Origin of the sequence: Anaerococcus martiniensis, assembly GCF_043187485.1 — a bacterium.
GTDB lineage: Bacteria > Bacillota > Clostridia > Tissierellales > Peptoniphilaceae > Anaerococcus > Anaerococcus martiniensis.
Genome location: NZ_CP171106.1, coordinates 1533228 through 1559604, shown reverse-complemented (window position 1 = coordinate 1559604; position 26377 = coordinate 1533228). Strand labels below are relative to the sequence as shown.

Annotated in this window: 25 protein-coding genes; 4 read left to right on the top strand and 21 right to left on the bottom strand. The window is 32.0% G+C overall.

Annotated features, from left to right (window positions below):
• Positions 1-10 precede the first annotated feature (10 nt).
• From ACF3NF_RS07610 to hflX, 20 genes are all read right to left on the bottom strand, one after another.
• Complete coding sequence (locus tag ACF3NF_RS07610) at positions 11-601, bottom strand: TVP38/TMEM64 family protein (protein WP_394023049.1); 591 nt, start codon at positions 599-601, stop codon at positions 11-13.
• Positions 602-793: 192 nt separating this feature from the next.
• The gene (locus ACF3NF_RS07605) at positions 794-1516 is read right to left on the bottom strand and encodes a hypothetical protein (RefSeq protein WP_394023047.1); all 723 of its coding nucleotides are present in this window, start codon (positions 1514-1516) and stop codon (positions 794-796) included.
• A complete protein-coding gene (locus ACF3NF_RS07600) occupies positions 1516-2232 on the bottom strand; it encodes a DUF5058 family protein (protein ID WP_394023045.1) in 717 nt (238 codons plus the stop codon). The genes ACF3NF_RS07605 and ACF3NF_RS07600 overlap by 1 nt, the downstream gene beginning before the upstream one ends.
• 90 nt (positions 2233-2322) lie before the next feature.
• The gene (gene wrbA, locus ACF3NF_RS07595) at positions 2323-2928 is read right to left on the bottom strand and encodes an NAD(P)H:quinone oxidoreductase (protein ID WP_394023043.1); all 606 of its coding nucleotides are present in this window, start codon (positions 2926-2928) and stop codon (positions 2323-2325) included.
• A gap of 120 nt (positions 2929-3048) precedes the next feature.
• Positions 3049-5460, bottom strand: coding sequence for a leucine--tRNA ligase (gene leuS / locus ACF3NF_RS07590; protein WP_394024464.1), 2412 nt, complete (start codon positions 5458-5460; stop codon positions 3049-3051).
• 29 nt (positions 5461-5489) lie between these two features.
• The gene (gene asnS / locus ACF3NF_RS07585) at positions 5490-6878 is read right to left on the bottom strand and encodes an asparagine--tRNA ligase (protein WP_394023041.1); all 1389 of its coding nucleotides are present in this window, start codon (positions 6876-6878) and stop codon (positions 5490-5492) included.
• The gene (locus tag ACF3NF_RS07580; RefSeq protein WP_394023039.1) at positions 6868-8187 is read right to left on the bottom strand and encodes a replication-associated recombination protein A; all 1320 of its coding nucleotides are present in this window, start codon (positions 8185-8187) and stop codon (positions 6868-6870) included. The genes asnS and ACF3NF_RS07580 overlap by 11 nt, the downstream gene beginning before the upstream one ends.
• A gap of 41 nt (positions 8188-8228) precedes the next feature.
• On the bottom strand, positions 8229-8702 hold the full coding sequence (nrdR, locus tag ACF3NF_RS07575; RefSeq protein ID WP_262122656.1) for a transcriptional regulator NrdR: 474 nt from the start codon (positions 8700-8702) through the stop codon (positions 8229-8231).
• Between the two features lies 1 nt (position 8703).
• Positions 8704-9816, bottom strand: a complete 1113-nt coding sequence (gene ftsZ / locus ACF3NF_RS07570; RefSeq protein ID WP_262122655.1) for a cell division protein FtsZ — start codon at positions 9814-9816, stop codon at positions 8704-8706.
• Between the two features lie 30 nt (positions 9817-9846).
• Positions 9847-10677: a cell division protein FtsQ/DivIB gene (locus ACF3NF_RS07565; protein WP_394023037.1), complete on the bottom strand. Its 831-nt coding sequence runs from the start codon at positions 10675-10677 to the stop codon at positions 9847-9849.
• Position 10678: 1 nt separating this feature from the next.
• Positions 10679-11764, bottom strand: a complete 1086-nt coding sequence (gene murG, locus ACF3NF_RS07560) for an undecaprenyldiphospho-muramoylpentapeptide beta-N-acetylglucosaminyltransferase (protein ID WP_394023035.1) — start codon at positions 11762-11764, stop codon at positions 10679-10681.
• Complete coding sequence (gene murD / locus ACF3NF_RS07555; RefSeq protein WP_394023033.1) at positions 11761-13086, bottom strand: UDP-N-acetylmuramoyl-L-alanine--D-glutamate ligase; 1326 nt, start codon at positions 13084-13086, stop codon at positions 11761-11763. Before murD ends, murG begins: the two co-directional genes overlap by 4 nt.
• Positions 13083-14033, bottom strand: coding sequence for a phospho-N-acetylmuramoyl-pentapeptide-transferase (mraY, locus tag ACF3NF_RS07550; RefSeq protein ID WP_262122650.1), 951 nt, complete (start codon positions 14031-14033; stop codon positions 13083-13085). Before mraY ends, murD begins: the two co-directional genes overlap by 4 nt.
• 1 nt (position 14034) lies before the next feature.
• Entirely contained in the window at positions 14035-14427 is a 393-nt protein-coding gene (locus ACF3NF_RS07545; RefSeq protein ID WP_394023031.1) for a hypothetical protein, read from the bottom strand.
• 1 nt (position 14428) lies between these two features.
• Complete coding sequence (rsmH, locus tag ACF3NF_RS07540) at positions 14429-15349, bottom strand: 16S rRNA (cytosine(1402)-N(4))-methyltransferase RsmH (protein WP_394023029.1); 921 nt, start codon at positions 15347-15349, stop codon at positions 14429-14431.
• Position 15350: 1 nt separating this feature from the next.
• On the bottom strand, positions 15351-15764 hold the full coding sequence (gene mraZ / locus ACF3NF_RS07535) for a division/cell wall cluster transcriptional repressor MraZ (RefSeq protein WP_262122646.1): 414 nt from the start codon (positions 15762-15764) through the stop codon (positions 15351-15353).
• A gap of 131 nt (positions 15765-15895) precedes the next feature.
• A complete protein-coding gene (lgt, locus tag ACF3NF_RS07530) occupies positions 15896-16699 on the bottom strand; it encodes a prolipoprotein diacylglyceryl transferase (RefSeq protein WP_394023027.1) in 804 nt (267 codons plus the stop codon).
• The gene (locus tag ACF3NF_RS07525; RefSeq protein ID WP_394023025.1) at positions 16699-17433 is read right to left on the bottom strand and encodes a YebC/PmpR family DNA-binding transcriptional regulator; all 735 of its coding nucleotides are present in this window, start codon (positions 17431-17433) and stop codon (positions 16699-16701) included. Before ACF3NF_RS07525 ends, lgt begins: the two co-directional genes overlap by 1 nt.
• An 8-nt stretch (positions 17434-17441) precedes the next feature.
• On the bottom strand, positions 17442-18077 hold the full coding sequence (locus ACF3NF_RS07520) for a YigZ family protein (RefSeq protein ID WP_394023023.1): 636 nt from the start codon (positions 18075-18077) through the stop codon (positions 17442-17444).
• Positions 18052-19290, bottom strand: a complete 1239-nt coding sequence (gene hflX / locus ACF3NF_RS07515) for a GTPase HflX (RefSeq protein WP_394023021.1) — start codon at positions 19288-19290, stop codon at positions 18052-18054. The genes ACF3NF_RS07520 and hflX overlap by 26 nt, the downstream gene beginning before the upstream one ends.
• Positions 19291-19429: 139 nt before the next feature.
• Here hflX and ACF3NF_RS07510 point away from each other — a divergent pair, with 139 nt between their 5' ends.
• Positions 19430-22399, top strand: a complete 2970-nt coding sequence (locus ACF3NF_RS07510) for a transglycosylase domain-containing protein (protein WP_394023019.1) — start codon at positions 19430-19432, stop codon at positions 22397-22399.
• 113 nt (positions 22400-22512) lie between these two features.
• On the opposite strand, the gene ACF3NF_RS07505 is transcribed toward ACF3NF_RS07510, so the two are convergent.
• Complete coding sequence (locus ACF3NF_RS07505; RefSeq protein WP_394023017.1) at positions 22513-22815, bottom strand: GlsB/YeaQ/YmgE family stress response membrane protein; 303 nt, start codon at positions 22813-22815, stop codon at positions 22513-22515.
• A 149-nt stretch (positions 22816-22964) separates the two neighbouring features.
• Between ACF3NF_RS07505 and ACF3NF_RS07500 the strand changes: the two genes are divergently transcribed.
• Genes ACF3NF_RS07500 through ACF3NF_RS07490 form a run of 3 tightly spaced genes read left to right on the top strand, consistent with a single transcriptional unit; the run spans position 22965 to position 26369 of the window.
• Complete coding sequence (locus ACF3NF_RS07500) at positions 22965-23678, top strand: response regulator transcription factor (RefSeq protein ID WP_394023015.1); 714 nt, start codon at positions 22965-22967, stop codon at positions 23676-23678.
• Positions 23659-24981, top strand: a complete 1323-nt coding sequence (locus ACF3NF_RS07495) for a sensor histidine kinase (RefSeq protein ID WP_394023013.1) — start codon at positions 23659-23661, stop codon at positions 24979-24981. The genes ACF3NF_RS07500 and ACF3NF_RS07495 overlap by 20 nt, the downstream gene beginning before the upstream one ends.
• Positions 24982-24992: 11 nt before the next feature.
• A complete protein-coding gene (locus ACF3NF_RS07490; protein WP_394023011.1) occupies positions 24993-26369 on the top strand; it encodes a peptidase S41 in 1377 nt (458 codons plus the stop codon).
• Positions 26370-26377: the final 8 nt, after the last annotated feature.

Genomic DNA, 26377 nt, shown 5'->3' with positions numbered 1-26377 from the left:
TAATCGCTTCTTATATCTTATCGATAAACCATTCAAGGCCCATTGCCCATCCCATAGAGTATAGGAATATTGATGGAGGTTTACATAAAAGAATGATTGTTGCATATTTTTTAAAACTCATATCAGAAAGTCCGGTTAAGTAGCATAAAAAATCATCTGGGGCTACTGGTAAAAGTATTGCCCAGGCAAAGAATTTCTCATAGGTTTTATCTTTTATTTTATGTTTATATTTGTCAAAAGTTTCTTGACCAAAAAGGTTTAAAATAATTGATTTTCCAAATGTTCTTGATATAAAAAATACTAACATTGATCCTAAACAAATTGATATGTAGTTATAGATAAAACCCCAAAAAGGACCAAATATTACTACCCCAAATACTGTTGTCAAACCACCAGGTATAATTGGTACTACGATTTGAGTTACTTGTACTAGCATAAAAATTATATGAGCCCAAGCTCCGTAGGATAAGATAAATTCTCTAAAGCTATCTATTGAATTAAATAATCCCTCTTTGTATCCTATATATCCAAGTATTGTTAATATCGAAAGAACTATTACTGCTATTATATTGTATAAATTTTTCTTAAGAAATTCTTTCATAAGACCTTCTTTTTGATTTTTGTGCTATTATCATAATACAATGATACATAATTGAGACTTATTTGTCAAATTTAATTATAAATTTAATATATCTTTAATAATCTCCAATAAATATTATACCCTAGTAATTTTTATTATATCTTCATAAAAATATGGTGTATCACTAATTATGATACACCATACAAATTAAATTTACAAGTTATCTTTAGAGGCTTTTGGTCTTAATTTTATAATTCCTTTCTTATAAAATAGATAAGCTAATAGTACAGAAAGGAGCATTATTATAACCATTGCAAATCCTTGTTTTTTATCTAGATCCATAATAAAAATATTAACAACAAAGACTATCAATAAGTCAATTACCCCTATCAAATACTTATTTTTTGCCTCATAATTTCCTGCTGAATTATTTAATAGTATACCTACTAGCATGGAGCCAAAAAGTGCCGGCATTATGTAGCTAGTAGCTGTTTTTACAACAGGAGATGTAAGTATTGGACTTAGTGGTACTAAAAGTAAGAGTCCAATTAAGATTATTACCATTGTTGTCATACCAGAAACACAAACGGCAATCATTCCTATTACATCCGCTTCCTCTGTTCCGGGATCTTGGTCAACAGATGCTAGCGCTGTAAGATAGGCTGGAAATTTTATATTTGTCACATTGCCCATTATAGAATTTATATATGCAGAGTTTCCAGTTATTGGAATCATAGAAAGTTGTTCTGCAAGCGCAACTGGTATATACATGGCTAAAAGTGGACCAGCAGATCCTATTACCGAATCAAAACTAGGCCAAATATTGTATGCAGTACATATAATAGCTGGAATAACAAACATTATTAAAATACAAACAATTGTAGCTATTCTACCAAGTTTGTAAGTTGTATCCATATAAGTTTTTTTATTTTCCATTATAAAACTCCTTCAAAAAATACACCTGCTGCCATACCAATTATTAGCGCAAAACTCATTATAAAATCTGCCAGCCAATCAATCTTATACTTTTTAGAAATCTGCCCTAATATAAGTGTTACTAAAATAGATGTAATTGCAACTGCTGCATGTGTTTTTGATTTTAAAAACTCAATTGGAAAAAAAACTGTAACCATACCAAAAGTAAGTACTGATAGGGCCAGCTCTTTAAATGGAGATGATTTTGTTCCAACTCCAGATACTTTTTTGTGGTATTTCTCTAGAAAAAATATATTAAATATCATCCCACCAAGAATAGAAATTGTCATTGTAAACATAATTGTTCCAATTGCACTAGGATCGGCAGAAGCTTGATAGGCTGTAAGATCTTGATAGCCTAATCCTTTAACAGCCAAGTCTGCTGCAGTAAGTTCGTATGGTAGTGACCCCACAACGGAAAGTCTAAACCAAGGCCAAGGAATACCCAAAAGTGGAGTTAATGTTATAAGGCCTATTATTACGGCAATTGATGGCACAATGGAAAAAACTAAGGAACTTTTTATGGTTGCCTTTACTTTTTCATCAGCAATGCCTAACTCTTTAGCTCTTTTTTTTGCCCTTAGAAAAAACATTACACATATTAAAAATATAATTAATAAGCCTAGAGCAACTAATATATACAATAATTTACTGTTTAAAATATCAAATATATTCATAAAACCTCCTTGAAATATAAATATTTTATACCCTAAAATGTAATTATTGCATTTAAAAAAACCTAGCATTTCTGCTAGGTCATAATTATATTATCCTATAAATTTTTGTGTAATTTCTATTAACCTTCTTGTTTGGTGTTCTATAGCAGGTTTTATTTCATTGCTTATTTCATAAGTTTCAGGTGACTGAGTTGCAGAAATACCATATGGGTTACCACCTTGAGCAAATATTGAATCATCTGTATAACCAGTTGGTACAATTATAGATCCCCAGTGCATGGCAGATGTATAGATTGCACGGATGGTATGTTCTTGACCACCATTTGGATTCTGTGATGATGCAAAGGCTGTAACAAATTTATTTACTAGTTTACCTTCGCTCCAAACTCCTCCAAGTGAATCAAAAAAATCTTTCATTTGGCTAGATACATTACCAAATCTAGTTGGTGTTGAAAATATGATTGCATCTGCCCACACTAAATCTTCTGGACTTGCTACTTCTAAATCCTCTGTTGCCTTAAGTGTCTTATCCCACAATGAGTCTGGTTCAACTTCTGATGTATTTCTAAGTTCTCTAACTTTTAAAAGTCTAACCTCAGCACCATTTTTTTCTGCCTCTTCTTTGGCAATAGTTGCCATCTTATAATTAACGCCTGTTTGAGAGTAAAAAACTATAGCTAATTTTACTTTTTCCATAAAAATATCCTTTCTAGCTTTATCAACTTAAAGTCTAGATATATTATACCAATATTTCTTATTTTTATTTAAGTGGTTAATTTTTTATAAAAAAAGTAGGACAATAGTCCTACTAAATTATTAAGCAACTACGATATTTAAAATCTTACCTGGTACGTATATTACTTTTCTTATTTCTTTATTTTCTAAATGGCTTGAAATGTTATTATCAGCTTTTGCAGCTTCAACTGCATCATCTTCACTTGCATCCATGGCCATGATTACTTTGCCACGCATCTTACCATTAATTTGAACTGGCATTTCAAATTCGTCTAGTACTAGCTTTTTCTCATCAAATGTTGGCCAAACAGCTTCATTTAGTTTTCCTTCAAATCCTGCTAGCTCCCATAGCTCTTCTGTTAAGTGAGGTGCAACTGGGTTTAATAGGATGATATAAGTTTTAAAATCAGCTTTTGTTATTTTGCCAAGAGATCTCATTTCGTTTGAAAGTGACATAAGGCTTGCAATAGCTGTATTAAATTTAAGATTTTCATAATCCTCAGATACTTTTTTGATAGTTTGATGGATTGCTATTTCAAGGTCTTTGCTATAATCATCCCCATCTTCCACCAATTCAATCATATTGTACACACGTTCTAAGTATTTACGGCAGCCACGTACACCTTCATCTGACCAAATAGCAGTTGATCCAAAATCACCTATGAACATCTCATAAGTTCTTAGAGTGTCTGCACCGTAATCACGGATGATATCATCTGGATTTACAACATTCCCACGAGATTTACTCATTTTTTGATGGTCTTCACCTAAAATCATTCCGTGGCTTGTTCTTTTTTGATATGGTTCTTTTGTTGGCACTACTCCCATATCATATAAGAATTTATGCCAGAATCTTGAATACAACAAGTGTAGATTAGTGTGCTCCATACCGCCGTTATACCAGTCAATCGGACTATAATAATCTAAGGCTTCCTCGCTAGCAATAGCTTCGGTATTATGTGGGTCCATATATCTTAAGTAATACCATGAGCTACCTGCCCATTGCGGCATGGTGTCTGTTTCTCTTTTTGCAGGTCCTCCACAAACTGGACAAGTTGTGGTAACAAATTTCTCGATTTCTGAAAGAGGTGATTCACCAGTAGCTGTTGGTTCGTAAGTTTCTACTTCTGGTAATTTTATAGGAAGTTCACTTTCATCAACTGGATTCCAACCGTGTTCTTCACAATAAATCATTGGAATTGGCTCTCCCCAATATCTTTGACGTGAGAAGACCCAGTCACGTAATTTAAAGTTTGTTGTAGCTTCACCTAGATTATTTTCTTCTATGAATTCTATTGCTTTTTGTTTTGCATCCGCTACTTCAAGTCCATTTAAGAATTCAGAATTAATTACTCTTCCTTTGTTTATATCTGTTAAAGGTAGCTCAGCATCCCCTTCTATTTCATATACTTGGACAATTGGCATATCAAATTTTTTTGCAAATTCAAAATCTCTGCTATCATGAGCTGGCACTGCCATAATAGCTCCAGTACCATAAGACATTAAAACATAATCTGAAACCCAAATTGGAATTTCCTTACCTGACAATGGGTTTATAGCAGTGATTCCCTCTAGCATTACCCCAGTTTTATCTTTGTTTAATTCTGATCTTTCAAAATCAGATTTTTTACGAGCTTCTTCTTGGTATGATACAACCTCATCAAAATTAGTAATTTTTTCTTTAAATTCATCCAATGCTGGATGTTCTGGAGAAATTACCATGTAGGATACACCAAATATAGTATCTGGTCTTGTTGTATAAACTGTTAATTTATAATCAGAATCTTTAATTTCAAAATTTACATTTGCTCCCTTAGATCTACCTATCCAGTTAATTTGTTGGGCTTTAATCCTATCCTCATAATCTACATCATCTAGGTCATCGATTAACCTATCAGCATATTCTGTGATTTTAAGCATCCATTGATTTTTCATCTTATGAACTACTTCTGTACCACATCTTTCACATTTGCCATCTACTACTTCTTCGTTAGCAAGACCAACCTGGCAGGAAGGGCACCAGTTTACGCTCATTTCTTTTTTGTAAGCCAAACCGTGTTTATATAGTTGGATAAAAATCCATTGGCTCCATTTATAATAGTCTGGGTCAGTTGTATTTACTTCCCTATCCCAGTCAAAGGAAAAACCAATTGATTTTAATTGAGCTTTAAAGTTTTTTATGTTATTTGCTGTTACTATTGCTGGGTGAATTTTATTTTTGATAGCATAGTTTTCTGTTGGTAGACCAAAGGCATCCCACCCCATTGGATAAAGTACGTTGTATCCTTCTAATCTTCTTTTTCTAGAAACCACATCAAGTGCTGTATATGGTCTTGGGTGACCAACGTGTAGTCCTTGACCAGATGGATAAGGAAATTCAACAAGGCCATAGAATTTTTCCTTATCATGGTCTATTTCGCTATGAAAAGTTTTATCTTCATCCCAAATTTTTTGCCATTTTTTCTCAATGGCATTAGGATTATATTCTGGAATATTAGAATAATTTTCTGTCATTATATCTCCTAGTTTTGGCTTGAAAGTGCATTTACATATCTTGGATAAGAAATTACGTCACGGATATTTTTCATACCTGTAACATACATAACCGCTCTTTCAAAACCTAATCCAAATCCTGAGTGTACTACAGTACCAAACCTTCTTAAGTCTAAGTAATTTTGATAGTCTTCTTCTTTAAGTCCGTTATCTTCAAAAGATTTTAATAGTTCATCGATATTTTCTTCCCTTTGAGATCCGCCGATTAGTTCACCTACTCCAGGAACTAGCATATCAAATGCCGCTACTGTTTTTCCATCAGCATTTCTTTTCATGTAGAAAGCCTTAATATCTTTTGGATAGTCAGTTACAAATACTGGACCATTTACAATAACTTCAGATAAGTATCTTTCATGTTCTGTTTGTAAGTCCATCCCCCATTCAACTGGAAATTCAAAGTCTTGACCACTTTCTTTCAGCTTTTCAATCGCATCAGTATAAGTAACCCTTGCAAATTCTTTATTTCTTACTTGGTCAAGTCTTTCAAATAATTCTTCGTCTATAAATCTATTAAAAAATTCCATTTCATCTTTGTTGTTTTCGAGTAGATAGTCGATTACATATTTAATCATATCTTCAGCAACATCCATGGCTTGGTTATAATCTGCAAAGGCCATTTCAGGTTCTAGCATCCAGAACTCTGCAGCGTGTCTTGGTGTATTTGATAATTCTGCTCTAAATGTAGGGCCAAAAGTATATACATCACCAAAAGCAAGTGCATAGTCTTCTGCCTCTAATTGTCCAGATACTGTTAAATAAGATTTTTTACCAAAGAAGTCTTTGTTATAATCTACTTGATTTTCTTCATTCATTGGAGCATCACTTGGATCAATTGTTGTTATATTAAACATTTCTCCTGCACCCTCAGCATCAGATCCTGTTACAATTGGTGGGTTTACATATAAAAATCCACGTTCTTGGAAAAATTGATGAAGGGCAAATGCTAGTGAGCTTCTTACTTTAAATACAGCTCTATAAGTATTAGTTCTTGGACGAAGATGAGGGATAGTTCTCATATATTCTAGTGTTTGTCTTTGTTTTTGAATTGGGAATTTATCTGAAGATTCGCCTAAAATTTTAACTTCACTTGCTTGAATTTCGTATGGTGTTTTATTATTACCAGTGGCAACTAATTTTCCGCTTACTTCAAGGCTTGTTGATAAAAATTGATGAGAAAGTTCTTCATAATTTGGTGCATCAGTTCCAATTACAATTTGTAAATTTTTAAAAGTACTTCCATCATTAAGTTCGATAAATCCTACATTTTTACCAAATCTAGAATTTCTAATCCAACCATTTACAACAACTTCCTTGTCTACATACGAATCAACATCATTTAAAATTTCTCTAATCTTCATTAGTTCCATCCTTCCTTTTTTTAAGTTTGTCATTTAGTTCTTTTTCATGCCCTATATCTAAGGCTTGGTAAAATTTTTCATTCACAAAATCATCAGGCAGATAATCCTGATCTACATATCCCCCAAATGAGTGTGGGTAAAGATACTTATCGTGAATTAAATTTTTACTAGCAGGGTAGTGGGCATCCTTTAATTTATTAGGCACTTCTTTGTCACGATTTTCTTTTACAAATTGCATGGCTTTGTCAATAGCCAAATAAGTAGAATTGCTTTTGTCAGCTAAGCACAAATAGGTAACAGTCTGTGCCAAAATAATTCTTGCCTCCGGCATGCCTACAGTATTAATTGCATTAAAAGTACTAGTAGCTAGTACCAGAGCAAATGGATCTGCATTTGAAATATCTTCTGATGCAAAAATAATCATACGACGGGCAATAAATTTTATATCCTCACCAGATTCAAGCATTTTTGCCAAATAATACAGGGCCGCATCAGGATCTGATCCTCTCATAGACTTAATAAAGGCTGAGATGGTATCATAATGTCTGTCGCCCTTTTTATCATAGATTGCAATCTTTTTTTGAATAGAATTTTCGATTGTATCTTTGCCTATATTTATTTTACCATCTTTCTCATTTTCTGAAAATATAGCAATTTCTAAGGCATTTAAAAGTGCCCTACTATCGCCATTTGAATATTTAATCAAAAATTCCCTGGCATCAGCATCTATATTTACATTTTTATTTTGTAAAATCGGATCTTTATTTATTGCCAGATCAATAAGTCTTTCAAGGTCAGCTTTGCTTAATGATTTTAGTTCAAAAACATACATGCGAGATATAAGAGCCTTATTTACTTCAAAATATGGGTTTTCTGTTGTTGCACCAATTAGAATAATTGTAGAATCCTCTACAAATGGCAATAGATAGTCTTGCTGAGATTTATTAAATCTATGGATCTCGTCAATGAATAAAATAGTTTTCTTGTTTTCATATTTTAAATTGTCTTTAGCAATTTCTATTTTCTTTTTTACATCTGCAATACCACTTGTTACTGCAGAAAGTTCTTCATAGGCCATGTGGGTAGTTTCTGAGATGATTTTTGCTAAGGTTGTTTTTCCTACACCAGGTGGTCCATAAAAAATCATTGAATAAATTCTATCAGCCTTTATCATACGGCTAATTATTTTACCATCCCCTACTAAGTGTTCTTGACCTATATAATTTTCAAGACTTTTTGGTCTAAGCCTATCTGCCAGTGGTGCAGATTTTTCTAATTGTCTTTGCTTATTTAACTCAAATAAATCCATTTTAGCCTTTCTAGTACAAAAAAAGATGCAGCTATAAGCAACTACTGCTCAATACTGGCATCTTTTTTATCTCTTAAATTTATAATTTCATTGTAAAATGAATCGACATCTTTAAATTCTCTATAAACTGAAGCAAATCTAACATATGCCACAGGATCTAAATCTTTTAGCTCATCCATGACAAGCTCACCGATATAGGTCGATGTAACTTCTTTTTTGCCTGTATGGTTAATTTTAATTTCCACATTTTTAGCTACTTGCTCAATTTGATCCAGAGACACGGGTCTTTTTTGACAGCTTTTTACAATGCCATTTATGATTTTGGATCGGTCATAGGCTTCACGAGTTTCATCCTTTTTTATTACCATGATGGTTATGTCTTCATAGCGTTCGTAGGTTGAAAATCTCTTGCTACAATCTTCACAAAGTCTTCTGCGTCTAATAGCTGTATCATCTTCAGTGGTTCTTGAGTCGAGTACTTTAGTGTTATTTGAATGACAATACGGGCATTTCATATTATTTTAAGAAATCTGGTAGATCTATATCGTCAAATGGATTTGAGCTTTTTCTTTTTTCTTCAGCTGGACGAGTTGTTCTAGTTTGAGATTCATATTCTTGTCTAGAATTTCTGCTTGGAGCATTCATTTCACTAGAACGAGATTGTGATCTGCCTTGATTATCAAATCCTGTCGCAATAACTGTAATTTTGATTTCATCACCAAGTGACTCATCAGAACCAACACCAAAGATAATATTTGCATCAGAGTCGATATTATCGCGGATAAGTTCAGCAGCTTCATTTGCTTCCATAAGACCAACTTCTGCAGCAGTAACGTTAAGTAATACAGCTTTTGCACCTTCAATTGATGTTTCAAGAAGTGGTGAGTTAACTGCAGCTTTTGCAGCATCAACAGCTCTGTTTTCTCCTGTAGCTCGCCCAATACCCATATGTGCGATTCCTTGGTCAGACATGATTGATTCAACATCTGCAAAGTCTAGGTTGATTACGTTTGGTATAGCAATTAGCTCTGAAATACCACTTACTGCATCCATTAGTACATTATCAGCTAGTTTAAATGCATCTACCATTGATGTTCTTTTTTCAACAATTTGTAGAAGTCTATCATTTGGGATGGTAATAAGTGTATCTACATTTTCTTTAAGTCTTTCAATACCAGCTTCTGCTTGGGATTGTCTTTTTCTACCCTCAAAAGTAAATGGTTTGGTAACTACACCTACTGTAAGGATATCCATGTCTTTTGCAACACCTGCGACAACTGGAGCAGCACCTGTACCAGTACCGCCACCCATACCAGCAGTGATAAATACCATGTCAGCTCCTTTTAGAGCTTCTGTAATATCATTTTTAGACTCTTCAGCTGCTTTTTCCCCAACAGATGGGTTAGCACCAGCTCCTAGTCCTCTAGTAAGTTTTTCTCCGATTTGTAATCTTAAATCAGCATTTGATTCTTGAAGTGTTTGTAAGTCTGTATTTACAGCAACAAACTCAACTCCTGATAATCCGTTATCTCTCATTCGGCTGATAGCATTATTTCCACCACCACCAACTCCGATAACTTTTATCTTCGCTAAAGAGTTGTCATCCATTTCCATATTAATATTTGCCATATCTTCCCCCGTGTTCTAGTTTGATGTTTTTTAATAATTTAGATTTTCACTATATGAATCAGGGCTAACATTTACAATAGGATTTTCCCCATTATCTAAATCTATCGATGTAATTGTAATAGATTTTTCCCTTGCATCATTTAAGATATTATCTAAAATTTTAAGCTTATAGTCTATGTCGTTCAAATCACCGAATTTCACATCTATATCATTTATCATTATACCAATATCAGCTTTATTTTCCAAATTTAATTGTTTTACTTCGTTAAAATATGAAAATACCTGAATTGCCTTTATAAAATTTAAACTTGCTTCTGATCCTGTGAAGTTTTCTCCTACTGCCTTCTTAAGATTTGCTCCTTGTATCTCCTTTAAAAGACTTTCATCAAAATCATTTAAGTCTTCTCCAAGCAAGATACCTTTATTTGAGATATAATATTTTTTTTCATCGCTATTTTGAAAAAAAGTAGGATAATCTTCATCTACATTTATACTTAATAGATTTGGAAAAACTTTTTTTACACTAACTTTATCAATATAAGGTAATTTACTAATATTACTTTCATCCATATCAGTTTTGTATAATAAAATATTTTCACCAATAGGATTCCCTAGTTGAGCTATTATTTCAGCATCAGAAGTTATATTATTTCCACTTATGTATATATCGGAAATTTTCATATAGGCGTGGGAGTAAATGCTATAGACAATAGAAGCTAAGGTTAAAAAAATAAGAAAAATCACAAACCATTTACTAAATAATTTCTTATCTTTTTCCTTGCTATGTTTTTTTGCAATATAATTTTTATTTACTGTTCTTCCATCTTTTTTAAAGTATCTGTCATCGTTTGAATTTTGCATATTATTTCTCAGTTAATTTTAAAACAAGTTCTAGAATTGCATCACTCGCCCCATCTTGCGCAAGCTTAGCACTATTTTCTCCCATTATTTTTAGTTTTTCTTCATCACTTATGATGCTCATAATATTATTATACAAAACTTTACCATTTAGATCTTTTTCTAAAATCATAATCGAAGCACCATTTTTCACATATGTTTCGGCATTGAATTGCTGGTGATTTTCAGTTGTGTATGCCTTTGGAATGAGTATAGAAGGTTTTTTTACACTTGATATTTCAGAAAGGCTCATTGCACCGCTTGAAGCAATTACCAAATCACTTACTGCATAAAACAAATCAATATTGTCTATATAAGGAAATACTTTTAAGTATTTATTTTCTGGTAAATCTTTTACAAAATTATCATAATTTCTTTTTCCAGTTTGGTGAAGAATGTAAAAATCTCCATGAAGGCTTTCTGCCATTTCTTTGACAGCCTTGTTCATAGAAATAGATCCATTTGATCCTCCAAAAGAAAATACTACTGGTTTTGACTTGTCTATGCCTAGTTTTTCTAAATCTTCATTACTAAATTCATTAGAAAAATTATTTCTAACAGGATTTCCCGTAACTACGATTTTTTCCTTGTGTTTAAAGTGCTTAATGGCCTCTGCATAGGAAATACAAAGGTAATCTACTTTTTTCGATAAGTACTTTGAAGTGATCCCTGGATAAGAATTTGACTCATGAATTATGGTTGGCACTTTTAGCTTAGCAGCTTGGTAAATAATTGGTCCACAAACATATCCACCAGTACCAATGGCTAAATCCGGTTTAAATTCTTTAATAATTCTTCTTGCAGAACTGAAACCTTTTAGGTTTGTGGAGATTGATTTGAAAAATCTTTTATTAATTTTTCTTGGCATGCCCATGCCTTCGATTGGAGCAAATTTATAGCCATATTTTTCTGCAATAGCTTCTTCAGGTCCGCCTTTGATTCCAACATATAATATATTAACATCTTCAATATTTTCTTGGATTTTTTGGGCGATGGCAATGGCAGGATAAATATGTCCGCCTGTTCCCCCACCTGAAATAATCACATTCATTTTATCATTCCTTTATATTTTTCAATTTTTTCTTTAAAATCTTTGCCGCGTACTTCATATGATGGGTACATATCCCAGCTTGCGCTTGCTGGAGATAACAAAATATTGTCATTTGATTTTGCATTATCTATTGCTTTTTTGACTGCATCATCCATATCATCTGCTAAAATATATTTCACACCATAATCCTCACAAAGATTTTTAATTTGTGTTTTGGTATCACCCATGATGACCATAAGCTTACCATTATTTTTAAATTCTTTTACATAATCACTATAATCGATTTTTTTATCATAGCCACCAGCTATAATTATTATTGGATTATCAAAACTCTTAATTGCTTTTACTGCACTGTCTACATTTGTAGCCTTGGAGTCGTTGTAAATTTTAACTCCATTTATTTCATCTACAAATTCTAGCCTATGCTCTATTGAAACAAATGTTTTGCCAGCTTCAATTATTTTTTCGAAATCTATTCCAAATAAATAAGCCTCTAACATAGCCGCCATTAGGTTTTCATAATTATGATTACCAATGATTTTTAAATCACTTGTATCCAGAAGTTCATAATTTTCTATATCATCTATATAATAAATCTTATTATTTTTAAGATATAAACCTCTTTTTACTGGTCCCACAGAAGAAAATTCGTAAATTTGACCCTGAAATCTTTCTATATTTTTTTGTAAAATTTCATCATTTTTATTAATCACAATATAATCTTTGTTTGTTTGATTTTTTGCAATATTTAATTTTGAATTTATATAATCATCAAAATCCTTATGCCAATCCAAATGATCTTCTGTAATATTAAGAATTGAAGCAATATGTGGATGAAAATCAAATGTATTTTTGAGTTGAAAAGATGAAAGCTCTTCAACAAAAACTGCATCATTATTATACATTTGCCATAAAATACCTTCACCAATATTGCCAACAGAAATTGCTTTTACTCCAGATTCATTTAAGATATGGGTAATCATTGAAGTTGTAGAAGTTTTGCCATTTGTACCTGTTACTGCAAGGATTTTTTTCTTCGGAAAAATTCTATATGATAATTCAATATCACTTATAATTTCATATTTTTTTGCTAATTTTTGCAAAATATCATCACCAGGTTTAATCCCAGGTGATTTTACAACATAGTCATAGTTGATTTCACAAATATTTAAAAGAGAAATAGGGCTATAGTCATAGCCCTTTAATTGATCAACTTTTTCTTTATTTTTATCAAAAGTATAAACTTCATATCCCAATTTTGAAAGTGTTTTTACTGTAGATATTCCGCTAACACCTAGTCCATAAACTAAAACTTTTCTCATAATACTGCCACCAAAGTTATTAAACATAATAATACTGAAACTATAGAAAATGCTGTTACAATTTGAGGTTCTTTGTAGCCCTTTAACTCAAAGTGATGATGTATTGGGGTCATTAAGAATACTCTTTTCTTGTTTCTGTGTCTATAAGATAAAACTTGAATGATAACAGATAAAGTTTCTAAAACATAAACTCCACCAAAAATAACAAGATAAATTGGCATTTTTTCTAATATTGCTAGGGCAACAACCGCGCCACCAATCGCCATAGATCCTGTATCTCCCATAAATACAGAAGCTGGATAAGAGTTAAAATATAAAAATCCTAATAAAGATCCAAATAATATTACTGAAAACATCCTAGTTGTATCAGTAGTTGCTATCAAAAACAAGCAGATAAATACTGGAAGGGATACACTTGTAGCAAGTCCATCCAGCCCATCGGTAAGATTTACTGCATTAGTAGTTCCAACTATTATAAAAACCAATATAGGAAAACCTAAAATACTTACAGGCAGGCTATAATTTGAAAATGGAATTGTTAAGCTAGTAACACTTTCCTTATCATTAATAAATGCTAATATTGTAATAAGTATTGCCAAGCCAAATTGTAAGATAATTTTTTCCTTAGGTTTAAGTCCCTCAGACTGCTTTAGTACCAATTTTCTAAAATCATCTACAAATCCTATTGCTCCGTATCCCACAGTACACAGCAACAAAATTGCTGTACTCATATCAAAGGGAACGAAAATAAGTGTCATCAAAAAAGCAGCTATTAAAAAAATTATCCCACCCATAGTAGGTGTTCCCGCTTTTTGGTAGTGACTTTTAGGTCCTTCTTTTCTAATATTTTGTCCAACCTTCATATTTTTTAAGATTGGTAAAATAGCGTATCCTAAGACTATTGTTGAAATTATGCTTGCAATAATTATTTTAAATATTTGATCCATATTAGTTATCTATTCTTTCTACTCCGGTTTTTTCATATACCATTCCTAGTTCCTCTAAAGCATACCTTTGAATACGGTTTAAGTCTACTGTGTTTTCAAGTTTTGCTTTTAGCCTATCTCTTTTTAATTCTTTACTAACAGCATCACTTGTCAACTCTTTGTATTCACTTCGTTTTGCCATCAATTCATTTCTAGTATTAAAGGTAAAATAACCTAGAGTAATAACTATAGCAAGGGTTAGAAAACTAATAAGCATTCTAAATCTTCTGTCTTTTTTTCTTTGAATTTTGATTTGATTTTTTCTTCTAGCTTTGGGATTTTCCCTAACCTTAAGTCTTATTCTATTGTGATTTGTGTTTTTGGCAATTTTTTGCCTATCAATTCTCTCAGCCATATTAAATCCTTTGGCAAACTCTAAGTTTTGCACTTTTTGCCCTAGAGTTCTCTTTTAATTCTTTCTTTCCTGCTATAATTGGTTTTTTATTGATTGTCTTAACTTTCGCCTCATGGTTGCATACACAAACTGGTAATCCTGGTGGGCAAATACAATCTTTTTCTAGTTCTTTAAATGTATTTTTAACGATACGGTCTTCTAGTGAATGAAAGGTAATCACACATAATCTCCCACCTTTATTGAGGCGGTCAATAACCTTATCGAGTGTATTTTCTAAAACTTCTAATTCTCTATTAACTTCAATTCTTAGTGCTTGGAAAACTCTTTTTTCAGGATGAGCCTCATTTGACCTAACAGATTTATTTATCAAATCTCTTAGCTTAAAAGTAGTATCAATTCGCTGTTCATCTCTAGTTTCTACAATTTTTCTAGCTATTGTTCTTGAAAATCTTTCTTCGCCATAGTTAGAAAATATTTTTTGAAGCTCATCCAAAGAGTAGTCGTTTACAATTTTTTCTGCTGTTAACTCATTGCCTGTGTCCATTCTCATATCAAGTGGCCCATCGTGCATATAAGAAAATCCACGATCAGCATTATCTATCTGATATGAACTGACACCTATGTCCATCAAAGCACCATCAATTTTACTAATTCCTAAATCAGCTAAGACCCTATCAATATTTTCAAAATTACTTTTTACAAAAATTACATTCGAAAAGTCAGATAGATTTTCCTTAGCGGCATTTAACGCATCTTGGTCCTGATCTAGGGCGATTAATCTACCATTTTCAGATAGATTTTCCAAAATTCTCTTACTGTGTCCGCCTTTTCCTAGGGTAAGATCTACATAAATTCCATCAGGTTTTATATTTAAATTTTCTATTACTTCATCAGCTAAAACTGATATATGTTTAAATTCCATATTATTCATCCATTATGTCGGATAAATTCACCTCAACTTCATTTATATATTCTTGCCATTGGTTCATATCCCATATTTCTATTGTTAAGTTGTTACCAATAATCATGGCCTCATTTTCAATATGGGCATAGTCTCTCAAATTTTTATTTAGCAAAACCCTGCCTTGCTTATCAAGGCTTGTTTTGACAGTGGATGAGAAAAACAATCTTTTGATGGCCCTGTTTTTTTTGTTTTCATTAACAAGTTCATCAAGTCTTTTACTTTGTCTTTCAAACTCTTCTTCTGTGTAGATTACTAGAGAGTTTTCAGGTCCTTTTGTGATAAAAAATTCATTAGTTAGTCCATCACGAAATTCACTTGGCATCATTATTCTATTTTTAGAATCTAATTTATGAGTGAATTCGCCTAAAAACAATTCCTTACCACCTTTCACCACTTTAATCCACTTTATAATCATTTTATACCATAAATGAGAAAAAATCAAACAAAAAAATCGGTTATTTCTAACCGATTTTAATAAGAATTGCTGTATTTATTTTTATCTAATTATTGAAATTTAATAATCCTTGCTTCTTTTTCTTTTTTTGTATTTTTTGGTCTAAAATAAGGTGGGAGATTTTTTTTGTTTGCGTAGAAAAATAAAGCTACACCTAGGACAATAAATGCTAGGGAAATTAACTGAGCAGTTCTAAATGGCCCCCAATATAGAGAATCTGTTCGTAGTCCTTCTACAAAATATCTTAAAATCCCATAAGCTATTAAATAAACAGCACTTATCTTTCCCTTGTCAGGATTTCTTTTTATTGCATTTATCAAAAATAAAAAAATAATTATATCCCCTAATGATTCGTAGAGGAAAGTGGGGTGCACTTTTACTCCATCAATAATTATCCCCCAAGGTAGGTCTGTAGGGCCCCCATGTGCTTCTTGGTTTATAAAATTTCCCCAACGGCCAATTCCTTGGGCTAGGGCAAGTGATGGTGTTAAAATATCTGTCATATCCAAAAATGGTACCATATGTTTTTTGCTATAAAAATAAAGGGCAAGAGTACCAAAAATTATTCCTCCATGAATTGCAAGTCCCCCACCACGGATATTTAAGATTTGAATTGGATTTTGTGAATAGAAATCCCACTTAAATAGGACAAACCACAATCTAGCTCCAATTATACCAATAGGGATAATAACAAATAATATGTCATATATAAAATCTTCATCAAAACCACGTCTAATAAATTCTTTTTTTGCAAAATATGTTCCTAAAAGCATACCTGAAATTATTATTATGGCATACCAACGTATTTCTATTCCAAAAATAGAAAATGCTACAGGGTCAAAATCAAATTCCATTATTCTTCCTCGCTTGGCTGAGCCCAGTTTGTATAAACTTCTTGGACATCATCATTATCTTCAAGAGTGTCAATCAATTTTTCAAGTTTTGCGTGGTGGTCACTATCAACTTCTATATCATTTTGAGCAATGTAAGCAATGTCTGAGCGCTCTATTGTATATCCCAAATTTTTAAGATTTTCTACTGCATCATTGTATGCATCGATGCTAGTTATTGCTTCAAAGTACTCATCTTCTTCAATGACATCATCAGCACCAGCTTCTAAGGCATCCATCATAAATTGGTCAAAATCTTTTTCTTTGCTATTTACAAAAATTTGACCCTTGTGATCAAACATAAACATAACTGAACCGTCTGTTCCTAGATTTCCTCCGTTTTTATCAAAGGCATGGCGTACATCTGGTGCAGTTCTTTGAACGTTATCTGTAAGGCAATCTACAATTACAGCAACTCCGCCTGGGCCATATCCCTCATAAATTACTCTTTGGAAATTATCTCCTGCTCCTTCTCCAGATGCTTTTTTGATTGCTCTTTCGATATTATCATTTGGCATATTGTCAGATTTTGCCTTATCTATTGCTTGTTTTAATGCTGGGTTATAATCTGGATTGTCTCCACCTTGTCTAGCTGCTACTGTAATATTTCTAGCATGCTTGGTGAAGATTTTTCCCCTTTTAGCATCTTCGTTTCCTTTTTTATTTTTAATCTTGCTCCACTTATTATGTCCTGACATAAAACCTCCTATTTACTAAAAAGCATTACTGCTTTATCATTGGTTATTTCAATATTGCTACTGGTCATATTTATTAAATCAGATTTAGTTTTTTCAAAATCTTCTTCTCTAACATATAAAGAAATTTTTACTTTGTCTGTATATTCCTTATCTATTACTTGGAATTTTTTTTCATTTATATAATTTTCAATTATACCTAGTAGCTCATAAGAATGAATTAATTCTACTACAAAAAATGGTCTTTTGTAAATTATATTATTTTCTAAAGTCTCACTTACACCCCTGCCATAGGCACGAACTAAGCCACCCTTTCCTAATAGTTTGCCCCCAAAATATCTTGTGACCACAGCACAAATGTTTGTAAGATTTTCTTTTTCTAAAACTGAAAGCATGGGTAATCCTGCAGAGCCTTGGGGCTCTCCATTATCATTATATCTTTTAATAACAGGTGTTTCATTAATTATAAAGGCTGTGCAGTTGTGGGTGGCATCCTTATATTTTTCTGAGATTTCATCTATAAAATCATTTGCTTCTAGCTCACTTTCTACATGCGAAATTGTAGTAATAAAACGTGACTTTTCTTCTTCAAATTCCCTTTGTATGGTGCCTTTGATAGTTTTATAAGCCTTGGATATATTTTCCATATTTTTCCATATCCTCTTTTGAAATTTCAAATTCTATGATTGTGCCATTTTCGTTATATTGTGTATCTAAAATATCGTAATTAGTCATCATATAATCAAGGACATCACCGTCAGCAAATGGTATATGCATGGTGACTTTTTGATAATTTTCCTTAATTATACTTACTATTTTTTCTTTTAGTTTTTCAAGATCTTTTTCATCTCTAGCAGAAATGTAGATTCTTTCTTGGTCTCGTTTAAATAATTTCACAGCCAGTTCATTTTCTACTTTATCCATTTTGTTAAAGACATATAATAATTCTTTTTCTGCCATATCTATGTCAGAAATAGCAGTTTCAATGGCATGGATTTGGTGTTCTATATTGTGGCTTGAGTCAATTACAACTAAAAGCATATCTGCAAATTTTATTTCATCAAGAGTTGTCAAAAAAGAATCGTTAAGCTCTTTAGATAAATTGTCAATAAAACCAACAGTATCTGTCAAAGTTACTTTTGTATTAGAAAAATCTAGTCTCCTAGTTGATGTATCAAGTGTTGCAAATAGTAAGTCATCAGAATAAACAAACTTATCTTGGCCATATAGATGCATCATCCCATTTAAAATGGTAGATTTGCCTGCATTTGTGTAACCCAATAAAGAAATATTTGTAATATTTTTACGAGCTTGCCTATTAATTCTTTTGGTTTTTTCAATATCTTTAAGCTGCCTTTCCAGTGATTTTATATCACGAACTACAGCACGCCTATCGGTTTCAAGCATGGTCTCTCCCGGACCTCTAGTACCTATTCCACCAGCCTGACGAGATAGGTAAGAAAACCATTTGTTTAGCCTAGGTAATTGGTATTTTAGTTGGGCTAATTTTATTTTTAAACGGCTTTCCTTAGTATTTGCTCTTAGAGCAAAAATATCTAAAATTAAGGTTGTCCAATCTACAACATGGAGTTTTAGTTCTTCTTCCAAATTGTATAATTGGCTAGCAGATAGCTCCACATCAAATATTACTGTTTTAACTTCTAATTTCTCAGCTAGATCTTTGATTTCTGCTACCTTTCCCCTTCCTATGTAAAATCTAGGATTTACTTTCTCTACAACCTGGCTAACATAGGCAAGTGTAGTCCCACCTGCTGTATTAATTAATGATTCTAATTCATAAATTTTATTCTCTTCATCATCGTCTCTTTTTAAGACATTTACTTGTATTACTTCTTGCATAAACTTCCCTTCTTCAGATTGATTATACGTCTAAAGTTAAAATTTATAAAGAATAGGCAATATGGAATAAATGGCAAAAAAATGATACAATTTATAAATAACTGTTTAATTTTAAGATATGAAAATTTTAGGAGGCACAATGGTTAAAAAAGTTAGCTCTATAGTGCTTAAGCTTATTTTAATAGTATTTTTAATATTAATGTCTATAGGTGTTGTTTTTGCAGGCCTAAGTGGTGGTGCAATTCTAGAGGTTATGAAGACTGCGCCTGAGATTGATGCAAATATTATAAAGTACGAAATGAGCCAAAACTCTACTATAGTTGATGAAGATGGAAATGAAGTTGACTCGATTGCAACCAGTGAATACAGGGAAATTATAGACTATGATCAAATCCCAGAATATCTAAAATATGCATTTGTAGCTGTTGAAGACGAAAGATTTTACAATCACCCTGGTCTAGATCCACAGTCAATAATTGGTTCAGCTATTGAAAACTTCAAAGCTGGAGGCATTGTACGTGGTGGTTCTACCATTACCCAACAGTTAGCCCGTAATACCTACTTAAACAATGACCAAACTTACGAAAGAAAGATTAGAGAAATATATCTAGCCTTAGAAATTGAGCAAAATCTAAGTAAAAATGAAATTCTAGGAGCTTATTTAAATCGTGTGTTTATGGGGCAAAACTCCTACGGTGTACAAGCTGCAGCAAGAACCTATTTTGATAAAGATGTATCCGAATTAAACCTTGCCCAGTGTGCAGCACTAGCTGGTATTGTCCAATCACCATCAGAAAATTCATTGTATAAGGCAATAAAGACTAGCGAAGTTACCGACCAAAGAGTTTTGGGTGAGTTTAGCATAGATGGAGAAAAGTACGCTGCTGTTTATAACCAAGCACCTTTTGATAGGGAAATATATGTTTTGGACAAAATGCTAGAACGTGGTTACATTTCTAGAAAACAATACAAGGAAGCAAAGGAGTTTGATGTAGCAGCATCAATTGTCCCAGCCGAAAGAAAAAATACTGAAATTGCTAGTTACTATAACTCCCTACTTGAAAAACAAGTTGTTAACAAACTTATGGAAACATACAACATGAGTGAAAACCAAGCTTGGGATAGACTTTACTATGGTGGTTTAAGAATAACAACAGCCATAGACCCTGATATGCAAAAACAATTAGAAGCCATTTATTCTGATTTTTCCTCATATCTTATGGGAGATACTTCTGGATGGAATACTGCTCCCCTACTTGACTTAAGATATGATGATTATGGCAATATTGTAAATGGTGAAGGAAATTTATTATATTACAGCAAATCAAATCTATTAAATGAAAATAATGACATAAGACTAAGAAATGATGAAGCATGGTTTGATGAAAATGGAAATATTGTTTTATCTACCCGTAAGGCATATCTTGATCAAACTAAGCTTATATTTAGAAATTATTATTCTTTGGATGAGGAAAATAAAAATCTACGTACCCACAAAACTGGGTTCATTTCATTTAATACTAATGAAGATATAAGACTTGATGATGATAAAAATATTGTTATTTCAAAAGGCTATTTAGAAAAAAATCCAGATTTATTTACCTACTATGATGATGAGACATTCTCTATTAATAAAGATTTTTATGATATAGATTTAAATGGTGTTATACAACCTCAATCATCTACAGTTGTTATTGACCAGGATACTGGAGAAATAAAAGCAATTATGGGTGGTCGTGACCAGTCTGGAGTAAGGCTTTTAGACCGAGCATCTGCTATACCTCGTCAACCAGGTTCTTCTATAAAACCAATAGCTACTTATACACCAGCCTTAGATAATGGATACAACTTAGCTACTGGTATGGATGATGTGCCTTTGATGATGAATGAAGATGACGAAGCTTGGCCAAAAAATGTTTACAATTACTATGAAGGAATTGTACCTATCAGAACAGCTATCGAAAGATCAATAAATACAATTGCCGTTCGTACTTTAAATGAGGTAGGCATCCAAACTAGTATAGATTACCTTAAAAACTTTGGTATTATCAAAGATGATGGAAATGATAACTTTGTAACCGCCTCTGAAAATAATCAAACAAATGATGAAAATCTTGCAGCTCTAGGGGTTGGAGCCATGACTCGTGGATTGACTAACCTAGAAATGACTGCAGCCTATGCTGCCCTAGCAAATAAGGGTGAATACAAAGAACCACTTACATTTTCAAAAATTGAAGATTCTACAGGTGAAGTATTATTTGATAGTGATAATGTAATTACTCACCAAGTTACTAGCGAAGAAACTGCATATCAAATGACATCCGTCCTACAATCTACTGGTCAATATTATGGTAACATCAACTTAAATGGAACAGACTTTGCAACTAAGACTGGTACTACTGATGATTATGTTGACTTCTGGTGTGTGGGATATACTCCATACTACACAGTTGGAATTTGGATGGGTGCAGATGATCAAAATATAAGAATGAATGGTAATTCTGTTGAAAGAGCTGCGCTGATGTGGAATACTATCAATAATCAAATCTTAGATGGTTATGAAATAGCAGAGTTTGAAAGACCAGATAGTATTGTAGAAATGGAAGTAGATACTATGAGTGGTAAACTTCCAACAGAACTTTCATACATGGATACACGAGGTACTGTAAAAACAGAAATATTTGGTCCAAAAAATAAACCAACAGAAGAGGATGATGTCCACACCCTAGTTACAATTGATACTAGAAATAATCTCCTAGCCTCAGATGTAACGCCAAGTTGGGCCATGGCACAAGTATCTTACTTAAAATCAAAAAGTAATTACGATCCAAAAGAATTTAATAACATCTTACCTAGAGACTGGGATTTTAGAGCACCAACTAAGTATTCAGATTTAATTTATGTAGAACCTCTACCTGAGGAAGACGAAGAAGATGAAGACGAGGATGATAAAGAAGACAAAGATGAGGGCGGAGATAATCCTCCAAATCCTAAAGAAGATGGAAACATAATTCCTGAAATAAATCCAAACCGAGATTCCAGGAGAAATCAAACTTTAGACCAACCAGTCATACCATACGAAGGTGCTAGCTCTGGTAATAACAGATAAAAAGAACAAGCTGACTTAAAAATCAGCTTGTTTTTTTAATTACAAAAATATTAATTATAATCGTATTTAAAAATCTGGACAAAAAAATCAGGGTCAAAGCCCTGATTTAAATTCTAGTATCTTCTTGTTTTGTTTGTAGTGTTTGTTTTGTTGCTGTTTTTTGTGATTAGGTTGATAATCCATAGTAAGATACATGCACCAATTACTGCCCAAATAATTTGTATAAATGTATTTGGAGCTGCTCCATTTAGGAAGAATGCATTGTAAATCCATCCACCAATCATAGAACCAATAATACCTACAATAATATTTGCAATAGATCCCATTTGTGCATCCTTGCCCATGATCATACTAGCAATCCATCCAGCAAGTGCACCAAGGATAAGTGTCATAATAATATTTTGTGTTGAAAACATACTTACTCCTCTCAATATTTAAAATAATTTCGTAATAAAAAAAAAATTATTACACTATGTATATATCCGATTTCTTATATTTTAAACAAAAACTTTATCTTTTAATCAATTTTAGACACTTGTGGTATAATATTTTTGAGGTGAAGGCCATGAATGATATTACAATTTTAATAATAGAAGATGAAGAAAAAATTTCAATGATAATGAAGTCATACTTTGAAAAAGAAGGATATAAAGTATACCAAGCCTATGATGGAGAAGAAGGCTTGAAAATATTCAACCAAGAAAGTATAGACTTAGTTATCCTAGATCTTATGCTACCAAAATTATCAGGTGAAGAAATAATAAAAGAAATTAGAAATCAATCTCAAATTCCTGTAATAATGGTTTCAGCAAAGGTTGAAGAAGACAATAGAGTTGATGGACTAAGATTGGGTGCAGATGATTATGTGACCAAACCATTTTCTCCAAAAGAATTAGTAGAAAGGGTCAAGGCTGTACTAAGACGTATAGAAAAATACAATATTCCAAGAGCTGATATTATTAAGACAAGTGATGGAAGACTGGAAATGGACCTTGAATACAACAGGATTTTTAAGGATGGCAAGGAAATCTTACTTACAAAAAATGAATTCCAAATCCTTAAAACAATTTTTTCCAATCCAAACAAGATTTATTCCAGAGATGAGATTATTGAGCTAACCTTTGGTTTTGATTATGACGCTTATGATAGGGCAATTGATACCCATATTAAAAATATCAGATCTAAAATCGAAGATAATCCAAAAAAACCAATGTACATCAAAACTATTTATGGTATGGGATACAAATCAGGCGGAATAGATGATTACATTAAAGAGTAAGATTATAAGAAACTTTACTGCAGGTATACTTGCCTGCGTTTTAGTTTTTTCAATTTTAGTTACCCTCTTTGTAACATTTAACTACCAAGAACTAATTAAAAAAAATCTAGACTCCAGACCAACCCAGGTAAGTAATTGGTTTAAAAAAGTAAATAATGACCCATCCTATACAAAGGAAGACATGCAAGATGGTCTTGAAAATCTAGCTAGGGACTTAGAAGTAGATATTTATTTTGAAGAGCCAAATGGAACCATCTCCTATCCAGCCTATGGTAGAAGTAAGGAAAATGAATATCTTAGAGAAGAAAAAAGATTTCCAGTATTTAATATAAATAGAAGCCGTAGGTCTGGTACTCTCCATGTAGTTTATAACGCAAACTTTGAACCTGTAAAAAAAATGCAGAGAGATTTTTCTAGAGCAATAGTTTACTCCCTAAGTATTTCCTTACTAATAGGTTTTATAATTTCCCTAATTCTTTCAGAAAACATTTCAGAACCTATTATGAAAATTAGTGATGAAACAATAAATCTTAAGGATGGAAATTATGATATAAATGATAGACTTACTGATATAAAAGAGATAGAAACCCTGCAAACAAATATAAATTATCTTTCGAACAACCTAAAAAAACAAGAAGAAATTAGAAAACAATATGCCCAAGATATCTCTCACGAGCTACGCACTCCCCTAACTAATCTTCAATTATACATTGAAGCTATTAAAGATGGAGTAGTTGAACCTGATGAAAACACCATGGCAGTTTTGCTAGAAGATGTAAACAGGCTGGAAGGTTTAATAGAAGGTTTGAAAAAAACTTTTGATGAAAATGTAGAATATCTTGAGTTAAACAAAGAAGATTTCAATATATCTGAGCTTACTGAAAGTATTGTTCAAAGTTTTATGGCCAATGCTGATAAGAAAAATATAAAAATTAATACTTTTATCCAGGAAAATATTGAATTTTATTCTGACGGTGAAAAGTATAGTCAAATTTTACAAAATCTTATCTCAAATGCTATAAAAGCAATTGGCCAAAATGGTGAGATTGATGTTTATTTGTCAGATGACTCAAATGAAATTAGTTTAAAAATATCAGATGATGGTGTGGGAATTGCAGAAGATAAAATAGATCGTATTTTTGAAAGATTTTATAGAATCGAAGATGCTAGAAATACTAAAGAAAATGGTCATGGTTTGGGCCTATCTATTACAAAAAACTTTGTAGATGCCCTAGGTGGAAAAATAGAAGTAGAATCTGAGGAAAACGTAGGAACGACTTTTATTCTTACATTTACTAAATAAAGGTTAATAATATGGCAAAAAGAAACTCCAGTTCTTCTAAAAAATCAAATAGATCTAATAGAAGTACTAGAAGTCAAAAAACAACTTCATATTCTTCAAGTGAAAAAAGAGCCAAGCAGAAGAAAATTCAAAGGCAAAAAAAGTTTAGAAGAAGGCGAATAGGACTTTTAATAATATTTCTTATTCTATTAGCTTTTTTGATAAATTTTATTGTGAACGCTGCAAATAGATATAAAATAATGGGTTATCCAGAATTTCGTGATGAAGTTTTAGAAGATATGGGCAATGAAGTTTTTATATCTTCTTCTGAAGGAAGAAGTTTAAGCACTGCAGAAAAAGTTACTGATTTTGATGACTTATATAACACAATCCAGAGAAATTATGCAGTTGATAAGCTAAATCAAGAAGATTTTGAAAAGTTTACTAGCTCTTATAACGAATTTAGAAAAAAAGTTTATACTTCAAAAACTGATCAAGAATATTTCAAACTAATAGACCAGTATTTAGAAGTTTTAAATGACAATAGAACCTTTATCCTTGATAAAGAAACTTATGATAGCTTGTTCGAATACTACAGAAAAAGTGATGATAAGGCAAGAAAACTAGTTTTAGAAAATCCCCAAGCCGTTGATAGGTACAAAAGATTAATTACATCTAGCAATGCAAAAAAACCATCTATGATTGCAAACATAGAAAGAGAAGGTGTTTTATCTATCACTCTTCCTGATTTTAAACCAAGCGAATTTGACAAGGATCTAGAAAATTTGGTAGATATATTTTTAAATAATCCACCAATAAGTACAATCATTTTAGACCTATCAAACAACTCTTCTATCGATGATATATACAAAAATAAACTTTTAGAGATTCTCATCTCTGAAAATTATAATGAAAGTAATCTAATTTTCTATAGAGGTAATCTAGCAAGCAAAAGCCTAGATTCTATAAAAGATAGTGAAAATGGTTATTACAGTACAGCTAATGTAAAAAACTTGGCATCAAAATATAATGAAGAAATAAAAAATATTGATTTAGAAAACTACAGCTACTACGATGAAGTAAGCCTAAATATAAATAAAAATCAAGACTTTTCGAATAGGAAAATATATGTCTTAACTAACGATAATACAGCAAATGAGGCTATTAAATTAGCTAAGATTTTAAAAGAAAATGGAGCATATATTGTAAAGAATACTTTTGATACTGCAATTACCTCTAAAGATGTGATTTATAATTTTAGATCTGATTTATACGTCATGGAACATTCTGGTCTAGTCCTAAGTCTTAATAGCGCTTACAGCAAAGATGATGAAAGTCTTTATTTAAATTATGATGAGAGGATAAACTCAAAAGATCCTATATCAACTGTCTTAGATATTATAAATTAAATTTAAAA

Coding starts and splice junctions, on each gene's coding strand:
- wrbA (WP_394023043.1), bottom strand. CDS start 2,928: ATGGAAAAAGTAAAATTAGCTATAGTTTTTTACTCTCAAACAGGCGTT.
- murD (WP_394023033.1), bottom strand. CDS start 13,086: ATGAGAAAAGTTTTAGTTTATGGACTAGGTGTTAGCGGAATATCTACA.
- ACF3NF_RS07520 (WP_394023023.1), bottom strand. CDS start 18,077: ATGGAAAATATATCCAAGGCTTATAAAACTATCAAAGGCACCATACAA.
- nrdR (WP_262122656.1), bottom strand. CDS start 8,702: ATGAAATGCCCGTATTGTCATTCAAATAACACTAAAGTACTCGACTCA.
- ACF3NF_RS07545 (WP_394023031.1), bottom strand. CDS start 14,427: ATGGCTGAGAGAATTGATAGGCAAAAAATTGCCAAAAACACAAATCAC.
- ftsZ (WP_262122655.1), bottom strand. CDS start 9,816: ATGGCAAATATTAATATGGAAATGGATGACAACTCTTTAGCGAAGATA.
- ACF3NF_RS07505 (WP_394023017.1), bottom strand. CDS start 22,815: ATGTTTTCAACACAAAATATTATTATGACACTTATCCTTGGTGCACTT.
- ACF3NF_RS07500 (WP_394023015.1), top strand. CDS start 22,965: ATGAATGATATTACAATTTTAATAATAGAAGATGAAGAAAAAATTTCA.
- asnS (WP_394023041.1), bottom strand. CDS start 6,878: ATGAAGATTAGAGAAATTTTAAATGATGTTGATTCGTATGTAGACAAG.
- lgt (WP_394023027.1), bottom strand. CDS start 16,699: ATGGAATTTGATTTTGACCCTGTAGCATTTTCTATTTTTGGAATAGAA.
- mraY (WP_262122650.1), bottom strand. CDS start 14,033: ATGGATCAAATATTTAAAATAATTATTGCAAGCATAATTTCAACAATA.
- ACF3NF_RS07600 (WP_394023045.1), bottom strand. CDS start 2,232: ATGAATATATTTGATATTTTAAACAGTAAATTATTGTATATATTAGTT.
- ACF3NF_RS07580 (WP_394023039.1), bottom strand. CDS start 8,187: ATGGATTTATTTGAGTTAAATAAGCAAAGACAATTAGAAAAATCTGCA.
- ACF3NF_RS07490 (WP_394023011.1), top strand. CDS start 24,993: ATGGCAAAAAGAAACTCCAGTTCTTCTAAAAAATCAAATAGATCTAAT.
- ACF3NF_RS07565 (WP_394023037.1), bottom strand. CDS start 10,677: ATGCAAAATTCAAACGATGACAGATACTTTAAAAAAGATGGAAGAACA.
- rsmH (WP_394023029.1), bottom strand. CDS start 15,349: ATGGAATTTAAACATATATCAGTTTTAGCTGATGAAGTAATAGAAAAT.
- hflX (WP_394023021.1), bottom strand. CDS start 19,290: ATGCAAGAAGTAATACAAGTAAATGTCTTAAAAAGAGACGATGATGAA.
- ACF3NF_RS07495 (WP_394023013.1), top strand. CDS start 23,659: ATGATTACATTAAAGAGTAAGATTATAAGAAACTTTACTGCAGGTATA.
- ACF3NF_RS07610 (WP_394023049.1), bottom strand. CDS start 601: ATGAAAGAATTTCTTAAGAAAAATTTATACAATATAATAGCAGTAATA.
- ACF3NF_RS07525 (WP_394023025.1), bottom strand. CDS start 17,433: ATGTCAGGACATAATAAGTGGAGCAAGATTAAAAATAAAAAAGGAAAC.
- ACF3NF_RS07605 (WP_394023047.1), bottom strand. CDS start 1,516: ATGGAAAATAAAAAAACTTATATGGATACAACTTACAAACTTGGTAGA.
- murG (WP_394023035.1), bottom strand. CDS start 11,764: ATGAATGTGATTATTTCAGGTGGGGGAACAGGCGGACATATTTATCCT.
- ACF3NF_RS07510 (WP_394023019.1), top strand. CDS start 19,430: ATGGTTAAAAAAGTTAGCTCTATAGTGCTTAAGCTTATTTTAATAGTA.